The sequence below is a fragment of the Nonomuraea indica genome, assembly GCF_002850745.1.
GTDB lineage: Bacteria > Actinomycetota > Actinomycetes > Streptosporangiales > Streptosporangiaceae > Nonomuraea > Nonomuraea indica.
Map to the genome: position 1 here is coordinate 66,293 of NZ_KZ559483.1, position 11,154 is coordinate 77,446.

The 11,154-nt window shown below is 71.6% G+C and carries 12 protein-coding genes and 1 pseudogene; 7 read left to right on the forward strand and 6 right to left on the reverse strand.

Annotated elements, in window-relative coordinates:
• The first annotated feature begins 87 nt into the window (after positions 1-87).
• The 6 genes from CXR44_RS32545 to CXR44_RS32570 all read left to right on the forward strand — a co-directional run bounded on the left by CXR44_RS32545 (position 88) and on the right by CXR44_RS32570 (position 5,378).
• Positions 88-1,224, forward strand: a complete 1,137-nt coding sequence (locus CXR44_RS32545; protein ID WP_245899673.1) for a histidine kinase — start codon at positions 88-90, stop codon at positions 1,222-1,224.
• A gap of 4 nt (positions 1,225-1,228) precedes the next feature.
• The gene (locus tag CXR44_RS32550) at positions 1,229-1,873 is read left to right on the forward strand and encodes a response regulator (RefSeq protein WP_101789988.1); all 645 of its coding nucleotides are present in this window, start codon (positions 1,229-1,231) and stop codon (positions 1,871-1,873) included.
• 592 nt (positions 1,874-2,465) lie between these two features.
• Positions 2,466-2,759: a hypothetical protein gene (locus CXR44_RS32555; RefSeq protein WP_101789989.1), complete on the forward strand. Its 294-nt coding sequence runs from the start codon at positions 2,466-2,468 to the stop codon at positions 2,757-2,759.
• Between the two features lies 1 nt (position 2,760).
• On the forward strand, positions 2,761-3,492 hold the full coding sequence (locus CXR44_RS32560) for a prolipoprotein diacylglyceryl transferase (protein ID WP_101789990.1): 732 nt from the start codon (positions 2,761-2,763) through the stop codon (positions 3,490-3,492).
• Positions 3,489-5,042: a radical SAM protein gene (locus tag CXR44_RS32565; protein WP_101789991.1), complete on the forward strand. Its 1,554-nt coding sequence runs from the start codon at positions 3,489-3,491 to the stop codon at positions 5,040-5,042. The genes CXR44_RS32560 and CXR44_RS32565 overlap by 4 nt, the downstream gene beginning before the upstream one ends.
• 78 nt (positions 5,043-5,120) lie before the next feature.
• On the forward strand, positions 5,121-5,378 hold the full coding sequence (locus CXR44_RS32570; RefSeq protein WP_101789992.1) for a hypothetical protein: 258 nt from the start codon (positions 5,121-5,123) through the stop codon (positions 5,376-5,378).
• Here CXR44_RS32570 and CXR44_RS32575 read toward each other — a convergent pair.
• The 5 genes from CXR44_RS32575 to CXR44_RS32595 are packed head-to-tail and all read right to left on the reverse strand — an operon-like array spanning position 5,362 to position 9,367.
• Positions 5,362-6,690, reverse strand: coding sequence for a TolB-like translocation protein (locus tag CXR44_RS32575; protein ID WP_101789993.1), 1,329 nt, complete (start codon positions 6,688-6,690; stop codon positions 5,362-5,364). The genes CXR44_RS32570 and CXR44_RS32575 overlap by 17 nt on opposite strands.
• Entirely contained in the window at positions 6,687-7,163 is a 477-nt protein-coding gene (locus tag CXR44_RS32580; protein ID WP_101789994.1) for a SigE family RNA polymerase sigma factor, read from the reverse strand. Before CXR44_RS32580 ends, CXR44_RS32575 begins: the two co-directional genes overlap by 4 nt.
• Positions 7,164-7,218: 55 nt before the next feature.
• Entirely contained in the window at positions 7,219-7,677 is a 459-nt protein-coding gene (locus tag CXR44_RS32585) for a MaoC family dehydratase (RefSeq protein ID WP_101789995.1), read from the reverse strand.
• Positions 7,678-7,688: 11 nt separating this feature from the next.
• Positions 7,689-8,900 (reverse strand): TolB family protein, encoded by a 1,212-nt coding sequence (locus CXR44_RS32590; RefSeq protein ID WP_101789996.1) that lies wholly within the window; start codon positions 8,898-8,900, stop codon positions 7,689-7,691.
• Positions 8,897-9,367: a SigE family RNA polymerase sigma factor gene (locus CXR44_RS32595; RefSeq protein ID WP_245899676.1), complete on the reverse strand. Its 471-nt coding sequence runs from the start codon at positions 9,365-9,367 to the stop codon at positions 8,897-8,899. The genes CXR44_RS32590 and CXR44_RS32595 overlap by 4 nt, the downstream gene beginning before the upstream one ends.
• A gap of 233 nt (positions 9,368-9,600) precedes the next feature.
• On the opposite strand from CXR44_RS32595, the gene CXR44_RS32600 reads away from it, so the two are divergent.
• Entirely contained in the window at positions 9,601-10,782 is a 1,182-nt protein-coding gene (locus CXR44_RS32600) for an ATP-binding protein (protein WP_101789998.1), read from the forward strand.
• A gap of 103 nt (positions 10,783-10,885) precedes the next feature.
• On the opposite strand, the pseudogene CXR44_RS41325 reads toward CXR44_RS32600, so the two are convergent.
• Positions 10,886-11,154: pseudogene (locus CXR44_RS41325) on the reverse strand (MauE/DoxX family redox-associated membrane protein); the annotation flags it as partial.

The window sequence follows — 11,154 nt, forward strand, 5'->3', positions numbered from 1 at the left end:
AACGATCCTGTGGATACATCGAAGGGTGTATCCACAGGCAGTCGGCTGGAGGATGGCGGGACTCGCGGGCGGTGGTGGGATGGGGGCATGAAACGCGCGGCGCACTGGGCGGCGCTGGTCTTCGCGGTGGGGCTGCTCCTGATCCTGGGAGGGGCCTACACGCGACGTGGCGTGCCCGAATGGGTGTTGGTGGTCCCGCTGGCCCTCACCTGTCTGGGGGTCGTCGTGCGGTATCGGGCTCCGCTCCTGTCGTTGGGGCTCGGTGTGGTGGGCATGTCGATGGATCTGGTGGTGGGGCCGTCGTTGCCGACCGTGCTGGTGTTCACGGACAACGTGTACGCGGCGGCGTTGTACGGGCCGGCGAGGTTCTCGCGGTGGCTGCTGGGGGCGGCCAGCGGGCTGGCGGTGGTGGCCGGGGCGGTGGCGGGGTCCCTGGCCAAGGACTGGAAGCTGCTGCCGATCTTCGGCATTCAGGCGGCGCTGGTGCTGGTGACACCGGTGACGACGGCGATGGTGCTGCGTCAGCAGCGCGATCAGGCGGCGGCCGAGCGAGCCCGGGCGGAGCAGGTGGCGCGGCTGGCGGAGCTCGACCGGGAGGCGGCGATCGCGGCCGAGCGGCGGCGGATGGCGCGCGAGCTGCATGACGTGATCGCCAATCACTTCAGTGCCATCGCCATCCAGTCGACGGCCGCGCTCTCCCGTAAGGATCTCGACGAGCGGACGGTTCGGCGGGTCATGGAGTCCGTACGGGAGAACAGCGTTCAGGGGATGGCCGAGATGCGGTCGATGATCGGGCTGTTGCGCCAGGAGGGTGACGAGACCGCCGAGGCCATGCGGCGGCGGCTGGCCGATGCGGAGAGTCTGGTCGAACGCTCGCGCGCGGCCGGGCTGGCGGCCACGATGCGCGTCGAGGGAGAGATTCGGGAGTTGCCGGCGCCGGTGGATCTGGCGGCCTATCGCATTCTGCAGGAGGCACTGACCAACGCCCTGAAGCACGGGGTCCAGGCCGTGACCGTCGCCATCGCGTACGAGCCGGAGCGGGTGACGATGACCGTCGACAATCCGACGAACGGCCATCGGGCTCGGCTGGACGGGGCGGGGGTCGGGCTGATCGGGATGCGGGAGCGGGCCGCGCTGGTGGGCGGGTCGTTCGAAGCCGGGCCGGCGCAGGCGGGTGGATGGCGGGTGAGGGCCGTGCTGCCCACGGATGGCAGGGAGGTGTGAGCTGATGATCCGGGTGCTGGTCGCCGACGATCACGCGGCGGTGCGCGCGGGGATCGTGATGATCCTGGACGGGGCCGACGACATCGAGGTGGTCGGCGAGGTGGCCGACGGCGAGCAGGCGGTGGCGCTGGCTCGCCAGCTGCGGCCTGACGTGGTGCTGATGGATGTTCGGATGCCTCGGCTGGACGGGATCGCCGCGACCCGTGAGCTCGCCGGGGTGACCGACGTGCTGATCCTGACGACGTTCGACGTGGACGAGTACGTGTTCGGCGCGTTGCGGGCCGGTGCCGCCGGGTTCCTGTTGAAGAACACCGATGCCGACGGGCTGGTGGAGGCGGTGCGGGTCGTCGCCAGAGGGGACGGGCTGATCTCTCCCGCGGTGACGCGAAGGTTGATCTCCGCCTTCGCCGAGCAGCCGTTGCGGCGGGAGTCGTCGGGGGCGGGGGCCGCGGGGTTGACGCCACGCGAACGGGAGGTGCTGGCGTGCATCGGGCGCGGCCTGTCGAACGCGGAGATCGCCAAGGAGCTCGACATGGCGGAGGCCACCACGAAGACACACGTCAGCCGGGTGCTGAACAAGCTGGGGCTGAAGAGCCGGGTGCAGGCGGCGATCTACTACTCGGACTACTGCTCGACGGACGGGGTGTAGGGCATGCGGGGGTGAGGGTGGATGGCCCCTGGTGGGGCGGCGGGTGATCGTCCGGGTTGACCCGAACCGGGCAGGCTGGCGGTGTTCCCGGGGGTGGGACACATCGGTACATACAAAGCGGTCGTCAGCCCCTACGCTTGCTGGGGATTGGGGGGGTCGGGTGATGAACACACCACCACCGGAGTCACCGGAAGGTAGGGGCGAGGCCGCGGGGCAGGGCTGGGTGCCGCCTGGGCAGGGTCCTGCGCACGGGCCGAGTGGACCGCCGCCTCCCACCGGGCCGCCGATCGCCGGTGGGCCGCCTCCTCCCTCCCGGCCTTCCCAGGGCGGTGCGCCGCCACACGGCATGCCATCGCAAGGGATGCCGCCGCAGGGGCCGCCATCGCAGGGGATGCCGCCGGGTGGGATGCCGCCGCAAGGGCCGCCGCCGCAGGGGGCGCCACCTGGCAGGATGCCGCCGCAAGGGCCGCCACCGCAGGGGACGCCGCCTGGCAGGGTGCCGCCGCAAGGGCCGCCACCGCAGGGGACGCCGCCGTACGGGGGGTGGCAGTCGCCTCCGCCGCCTGCGTCCGGCGGATCCGGCGGGATCGTCGTGGCGTTCGCCCTCGTCGGGGTCACCGTGTACAGCATCGTCAACGCCGTCTTCGGTTTCGTCGTGTTCGCCGCCGCCATGGGCGCGAGCACCGACGGCGGTTCCGGCAGCGGGATCGTGGCGGCCGGGGCCGTGCTGCTGGCGCTGGCCGGGCTGGGGGGCGGTGCGGGGTTGCTGTTCGTACGGCGGCCGTGGGCGACCGGCTCCGGGCTCGGGCTGATGCTCGGCTGGGCGTTGTGGTCCATCGTGACGGCCGGTTGGTGCACGGGTCTCAATCCGGCGCTGTACGGCTGACATGCCGCTGCATGAGATCTTCGTCGGCCTCGGGGTGTTCGTGGCGGCCGTGGTGTTCGTCCGGGAGGCGCGGCGGCGTGGGGCGCTGAACGAGCAGTCGCTGGTCGCCGTCACCGGGGCTCTGGTGGGCGGGGCGATCGGGATGCGGCTGGCGGGCTGGCTGGAGACGCTGGAGCTGTCGGAGCTGTGGCTGTACGGCTCGCGGAGCATCCTGGGCGGCCTGACCGGGGCGTACGTCGGCGTGCTGGCGGCCAAGCGGATCATCGGCTATCGCGAGCGGACGGGCGACCTGTTCGCGCCGGCGGTGGCGCTGGGGATGGCGGTCGGGCGGATCGGGTGCCACCTGACGGAGGCGCCGGGCCGGCCGACGGGCCTGCCCTGGGGGGTGCACGCGCCCGCGACGACGCCGGAGTGTCCGGGCTGTCTGGCGGGGCAGGCCATGCATCCGTCCTTCGTGTACGAGATCGTGTTCCACCTGGTGGCGTTCGGCGTCCTGGTGTGGGCGCGGGGGCGGCTGACCCGGCCGGGCGAGCTGTTCACGCTCTACCTGGCGGGTTATGCGGTGTTCAGGTTCGTGGTGGAGTTCGTCCGGGCGAACGAGACGGTGTGGCTGGATCTGACCCGGCCGCAGTGGTTCCTCATCCCGGGGATGCTGCTGCTCGGGATCAGGGTCGCCTACGGGTGGCGGCGCGGTTACTACGATGCCCTGTTGGGGCGGAAGGTCGCGGTATGAGCACGGGAATGGGGCTGAGGGGCGACCGCATCCTCAGGTACGTCAACGCGTTCTGCCCGCACTGCCACGGACGTGACCTGGACCGGGTGGAGCGGCTGAGCGGCTACCTGGCGGTCCGGGACGGCAGGGTGTGGCTGGAGCGCGGGTGCCGCGAGCACGGGCTGGTGCGGACGCTGTACGACGAGGACCCGGAGATCCTCGCGTACCTGGAGGAATGGACCGCTCCCACGAAGCAGCACCTCCCGGACCTGGCGGGCAACTTCGATCCGGTGCCCGCCGCGTACCTGCGGGGGCTTCCGGAGATGCAGACGCAGCACACCTGCATCCTGCTGGAGGACATCGTCGAGGCGTGCAACCTGCGCTGCCCGACCTGTTTCGCCGGCAGCTCACCGGACCTGAGCGGCGTGGTGCCCGTCGCCGAGGTGCTGGCGAACGTCGACCAGCGGCTGGCCCGCGAGAACGGCAAGCTGGACGTGCTCATGCTGAGCGGCGGCGAGCCGACCCTGCACCCGGAGCTCCCGCTGCTGCTGGGCGAGCTGGTCCGGCGACCGGTGACGCGCATCCTGATCAACACGAACGGCGTGCTCGTCGCCCGCGACGACGACCTGCTCGACCTGCTCACCGAGCACCGGGAGCGGGTCGAGGTCTACCTGCAGTACGACGGGAGCTCGGCGGAGGCGTCCCGGCACCACCGCGGCGGCGACCTGCGGCGGCTCAAGGCGCAGGCCGTACGGCGGCTGTCGGAACGGGAGATCTTCACGACGCTGGTGATGACGGCGGCGCTCGGCGTCAACGACGGCGAGATCGGCGACGTGGTCCGGCTCGCCCTCGACACGCCGTACGTGGGCGGCGTGTCGCTGCAGCCGCAGTTCGGCTCCGGCCGGAGCGGCGTGATCGACCCGCTGGACCGGCTCACCCACACCGGGGTGCTCCGGCGGCTCGGGCCGCAGACCGGCGGCCTGGTGACCTGGCGTGACCTCACCGCGCTGCCGTGCTCGCACCCCCACTGCTGCTCGGTCGGCTACCTGATCCGGGACGACGCGGGGCAGTGGCGTTCGCTGGTCGCGCTGATGGGCCACGACCGGCTCAAGGCGAACCTCGGCCTGGTCTCCAACCGCATCGCCGACAGCGAGATCCCGCGCGAGCTGCGGCTGGCCGTTCAGGAGTCGCTGCTGGGGCTGCTGTCGGAGCAGTCGTCGCTGTCGCACCCGCAGATCGGCGACCTGTGGCGCGACATCTGCGAGAACTGCGACCTCGGCGTGTCCACCCTGCTCACGCTGGCGTCGTCGGCGCTGCCCGGCCGGCGTCGCAAGCTGCGCAGGATGCTCGGCGAGCGGGTCGTGCGGATCACGGTCAAGCCGTTCATGGACGTCTCGACGATGATCGAGGAGCGGCTGACGCAGTGCTGCGTGCACGTGGGGACGCGTGCCGAGCAGGACCAGTGCGCGCCGTTCTGCGCGGTGCAGGCCTGGCCGCAGCTCTCCGCGCAGCGGTTGTCGGCGGTGGCCTCCCAGCCGCGGGTCCGGGTGCCGCTGGAGGTCCTGCCGTGAGCGCGCCTCGGGTGCGGGTGCCGCTGGAGGTCCTGCCGTGAGCGCGCCTCGGGTTCTGGTGGCGCTGGAGGTCCTGCCGTGAGCGCGCCGCGGGAGGCCGGGCCGTACGATCCGCTGCGGTTGTGCGTGTACGCGACCGTGGCGCTGCTGGCCTGGCTGTTCGGGCCGTGGGCGGTGCTGGGGTTCGCGGCGCTGGGGTTCGCCGGCTACTGGAAGGCGCGGCGGGCCGGGCTGTCCCGGAGCAAGTGTCTGCTCCGGGACACCCGGCTGGTGCTGGCCTACCTGGGGTTGCTGGCCGTGGTGGCCCTGGCGGCGATCGTCAGTCCCCTGCTGTGACGGCCGCCAGGTTCACGACGGTGAACTCCTTGCCGCCGCCCAGTTCCTTCGCCTCGCACACTTTCGCGCCTCCCTTGGTGGTGCACACCTGGGACGACCGCACGTCCTCGTCCCAGTAGACGATCGTGCTGGGCGAGGAGGAGATGCCCCGGCCGAAGCCGGCCCCTCCGCCGTCGGACGGCATCCTGCTCATGCCGCCCATCAGTCCGGTGACCGGGTCGTAGGTGGCCGCCAGCGGGACGTACTCCTTGGCCGGATCACCGCTCCGGTATGCGGTGAGCAGCGCGAAGCGGTCACCGAGGAGCTCGGTCATACCGTGCATGCGGACCTCCGCCGGCAGGTCCTTGCGGTCGGATCCGTCGTGCCGCTGGACGATCGTCCGGTCGCCGGCGGCGCCGTAGCACCAGACCGGACCGCACGTCAGGGACGTGACCTTCGCGGGCGCCGGCACCGTGACCGTCTGCCCGGTCTCCAGGTCGACCACCCGGTCCTGCCTCCTCCCGCGGTTCTCGTCGCGGTCGGCGTAGCCGGCCGCCAACGGCCAGGACATGAGATGAAGCTCATCGGCGACGCGTTCGGGCGTGCCGCCGGTCAGCGGCATGCGGTAGACGCCGCCCTGGTGGACGGACCAGACGACCGAGTCGCCGGTGACGCCGATGCGGTCCACCTCCGACATGGGGCCCGTCACCTCGCCCACGCGCTTCGCCTGGCCGCCCGCCCTGGGCATGATCCAGAAATCTGCCCATTTGTCGGGACTGTTGGGCGTCGTCCCGTACCAGGCGATGTGCTGCTCCCCGACCTCGAAGTCCTGGACGAAGTAGCCCTTCACGCCCTCGGGGGCGGGCACGTCGCCGAGCACGCGCGCGCTCTTGGCGGCCGAGTCGTACACCTCCAGCCGGCCCGCCTTCTCGAACGACGACTCGGCGCTGAGCAGCACCTCGGTCGCGCTCAGGCCGGTCACCGGGCGGTACCTCCAGCCGTCGGCGGACTTGGCCGGCATCGTGAACACCGCCTCGGGCCACACCTCGGCCGCCGGCCGGATCTTCTGCTTCACAACCGCCTCCTTCGGGGTCGGCGTGGCCGGGACGGCGGTGACGGTGACGGCCGGACGCACCTGTTCGCCCCCGCGGGACAGGACGGCGGCCGTGGCACCTGCGACGACGACCACAGCGGCGGCCGCCAGCACCATCTGGATCCGTTGCCGGACGCGGCGTACCCGCCGGCGGGCGGCCACCGCGCCCGCCAGGCCGTCCGAACCGGCATGGCCGGCGGCCGTGCGCAGGGTACGGATCAGGTCCTCTTCGCTTCTCATCGCGCCTCCTGCAGCACTCTTGCGATCCGGAGCTTGTCCAGGGCACGGGCGGCCTGACTGCGCACGGTTCCGCGGGAGACGCCGAGCACCTCGGCGATCCTGTCGTCGGGGAGGTCCTCGTAGTAGCGCAGCACGAGGACGGCCCGCTGCCGAGGGGGCAACTGCCGCAGCTCGGCCCACAGGTCGGCGTCGTCGTAGCGGTCGAACCTGCCGTTCTCGGGCACCGCCGCCACCAGGTCCTCCCGGTGGCGGCGGCGCCAGGCGTTGATGTGCAGCCGCACCATGGTCGTGCGGACGTAGCCCTCGGGGTCGTCCTTCCTGCGGACGCGCGGCCAGGCGTCGCCCAGCCGCGCCAGCGCCTCCTGGACGAGGTCGGCGGCGTCCTCCATGTTGCCGGAGAGTACGTAGCCGTACCGCAGGAGAGCGTCGCCCCTGGCCCGGACGAACTCATCGAAATCAGCCGTATGGTCCACGAATCCAGGGACCGGCGAGCCGGTGCTTCTGTTGCACGCGGCGGCGAGAATGCCGCTACTGGGCGGGAACGTACAGGCTGAGCGTCTCGGCGACGCAGGCGGGACGGCGCTCGCCCTCGACCTCGACCGTCACCTTGAGGTTGGACAGGTAGCCGGCGGGCGTGCCCTTGACGTCGGTCAGCTCGGCGGAGGCCCTGACGCGCGCGCCGACCGGGACCGGCTTGGGGAAGCGGACCTTGTTGAGGCCGAAGTTGACGCCCATCGCGATGCCGTCGACGTGCAGGAGCTCCGTCATGAACGACGGCAGCAGCGACAGGCTCAGGTAGCCGTGCGCGATCGTGCCGCCGAAGGGTCCCTCCTTGGCGCGCTCCACGTCCACGTGGATCCACTGGTGGTCGTCGGTGGCGTCGGCGAAGAGATTGACCTGCTCCTGGGTGACGGTGCGCCACTCGGTGGGGCCGAACGTCTCGCCGACGGCCGCCTTGAGCTCCTGAACATTCGCGAAGGTCCGCATGGGGCGAAACGCTATTGGGCGGCTGGTACGGCTGCCAAGTTGAGCACCCGGTACTCGTGGGGCTTGCCGCTCCTGGTCGTGCCCCAGTAGAGGATCGTGCTCGGCTCGGCGGACACGCCGACGCCGCTCCAGGTGCCGGGGTTGTCGACGCGGGCGGACACGCCGGTGGCCGTGTCGTACACCTCCCCTCGTCCCCGGACGAACCGGTCGAGAACGGGGTAGGCGTCCGGCGGCGTCATGGCCTCCCGGAACGCCGCCTGCCCCGAGCCGTCGACCCGCTGTACGAGCCCGGCGTGCCTCTGGCGTCCGGAACACCAGGTGACCCCGCACCGCAGTCCTTCGGCTCCGGGCGCGGCCGCGATCCGCCTGATCTCGCCGGTCTCCAGGTTGACGACCCGGGTCTGGTTGGCATCGGCGGTGCCGGGGCCCTCGGCCAGGTCGCCCGCCCACGGCCAGGCGATGACGTGGAGCCCGTCGGCCAGCTTCGTCTCCTCTCCCCCGGCCAGTGGAAGCCGCCACACCGCGCGCTCGTCGGACCACACGACGTGCTCCCCCGCCAGCGCGATCGTGGCGATCCTCGCCCGCTCGCCGGTCAGCGTGACCAGCAGCCTGGGCTCGCCCCCGGACAGCGGGACCGTCCAGATCTCCCGCACCATGGAGCCGTCCTGTCGCTCGCCGTACGTGAACCAGGCGACGGACTTCCCGTCCGTGGTCGCCGTCTGGTGGATGTACTCCTTCAGTCCGGGAGTGGACGGCATCCTGGTGACCACGCGGGCCTTGCGGGTGACGGTGTCGTAGACCTCCAGGGCGCCCGCCTTCTCGAACGACGGCTCGGCGCTGAGCAGCACCTCCGTCGCGCTGATGCCGGTGATGGGCCGGTACTTCCAGCCGTCGGCGTTCCTGGCCGGCATCGTGAAGACCGCCTGGGGCCAGACCTCGTCGACCGGCCTCGCGGGCGTGTCGGCCGGCTTGGCGGCCCTGGGCTCCTCGACGGCGGAGGCGGTCGCCGCGGCGTCGTGTCCGCCCCCGGTGGCCAGGACGCCGCCGCGGGTGAGCGTCGTGCTCGTGCCGGCCACCGCGATCACAGCGGCCACCGCCACCGCCTGCGCGCGCCGCCGCGTACGCCGCCGCCTGCGTTCGCGCACTCCGGCGAGCAGGTCGATCTCGGGTGCCGCCTCGGCCAGCTGCCGGAGCGCGCGGGCCAGCTCGTCCTCTGTCGTCATGCCTCTCCCCTTTCGTACACCGCGCGCCTGACGCGGAGTGTGGCGAGCGCCCGGAACGCCTGGCTGCGTACGGTTCCGCGCGAGATGCCGAGGACTTCGGCGATCTCCCCGTCCGACAGGTCCTCGTAGTAGCGCAGCACGAGGACGGCTCGCTGCCTGCGCGGCAGCGCGGCCAGCGTCTTCCAGAGCTCGCCGGACGGGTGGGCGTCGAGATAGGAGCCCTCGGGCGGCTCGTCCGTCAGGTGCTCCCTGCGCCGCCTCCGCCACCAGCTGATGTGCTGGCGGGCCATGACGGTGCGGACGTACGCCTCGGGATTGTCCTTGTCGCGGACGCGTGCCCAGCTGTCGCCGAGCTTGAGCAGCGCCTCCTGCACCAGGTCGGCGGCGTCATGGCCGCTGCCGGTGAGCACGTAGCCGTACCTGAGCAGGGCCGGGCCCCTGGTGCGGACGAAATCCTCGAACTCCACATCACCGGGACGCCCGAGGAGGCCGCCACGTTGCAAAGATCTTTACCCGAAAACATCGCATGGGTGTTCGAGTGCGCGCTACAGTTCTGGCTAGCGAATCGAACACGGGTTCGGCCTGGTGGGAGGGGGTGTGTCCGATGACCGTGCTGGCGGACGCCCCTGCCCGGACACGCCGTAGCGCATTCTGCCCAAATCTACGACGGCCGCTATATCCGGCAATAAAGTCCGAGAGCGTGGACCCTGTGCGCAATCCCTACGCCCCCGGAGCCGGACAACGCCCGCCGGAGCTGGCCGGGCGCGACCGTGAGCTCCAGCAGTTCGAGGTCGTGCTGGAGCGGGTGGCCCGTGGCCGGCCCGAGCGCAGCATGGTCGTCACCGGCCTGCGCGGCGTCGGCAAGACCGTCCTGCTCAACACCTTCAAGTCCATGGCGATGCAGCGACTGTGGGGCACGGGCAAGATCGAAGCCCGTCCCGACCAGTCGATCCGCCGCCCCGTCTCCGCCGCCCTGCACATGGCGATCCGCGAGCTGGCCCCCCGCCATCGGGCGCCGGAGCGCATCGAGGAGTTCCTCTCGGTGCTCAAGGCGTTCGCGATGCGCGATCCCGCCGCGGCCAAGGGCACCTCGCACTGGTCCCCCGGCATCGAGGTGCCGGCCGCCCGCGGCCGAGCCGACTCGGGAGACCTGGAGATCGACCTGACCGAGCTGTTCGTCGACGCGGCGAGCGTGGCCACCGACCTGGGGGTGGGCATCGCGCTGTTCATCGACGAGATGCAGGATGTGCAGGCCGCCGACGTCTCCGCGCTCTGCGCCGCCTGCCACGAGCTGTCGCAGTCGGGCGGGCCGCTGATCGTGGTCGGGGCCGGGCTGCCGCACCTGCCCAGCGTGCTGTCGGCCAGCAAGAGCTACTCCGAGCGGCTGTTCCGCTACGCGCGCATCGACAAGCTCGACCGGGAGGCGGCCGATCTGGCGCTGATCCTGCCGGCGCGCGAGGAGCAGGTGGAGTTCACCCAGGACGCCCTCGACGCGCTCTACGAGGCGGCCGACGGCTACCCCTACTTCGTCCAGGCCTACGGGAAGGTGGCGTGGGATCTGGCGCCGCGCAGCCCGATCACGGTCGAGGACGTCAAGGTGTCGGCGCCGGAGGCCGAGGAGGAGCTCGCGGTCGGCTTCTTCGGCAGCCGCTACGAGCGGGCGACGCCGGCCGAGCGCGACTACATGCATGCCATGGCCCAGATCGGCGACGAGCCGGTCGCCACCTCCGACGTGGCCGAGGCCCTCGGCCGCAAGCCGTCCAGTCTGTCACCGGCCCGCGACAGTCTGATCAAGAAGGGGCTGATCTACAGCGCCGAGCGCGGCCAGATCGCGTTCACCGTGCCGCATTTCGGGAGGTTCCTCCGTGCCCAACCGATCTAGCCGGCACCCCTAGTCCTCTATTGGGCTGTCTAGTGGGGAAGCTAGATAGCCCAATAGAGTCATATCTGGCTGCCCGTCGAGCGAAATCTACGGCTGTCTAGCGTCAGGCCGAGATCGGCGTATACGACGGCAGAGATCCCGTGCCCTCCGCGCTGACCACGGCGGCCCGAACCACCGGGCGCCGCCCGCTGAGATAGACGGCGAAGACCACGTCGCCGCCGTCCTTGCCGGCGAAGGCGAAGAAGCGCCAGCACAGCTCCCGCCAGGTGTCGTACGGCTCCGGCGCGGCCAGCAGGCCCTCGTGCGCCCGCCACGGGCCGCTGCTCCGCAGCCGGGCCAGCGTGACGTTCTCGGCGGGGGGCCCCCCCCGCC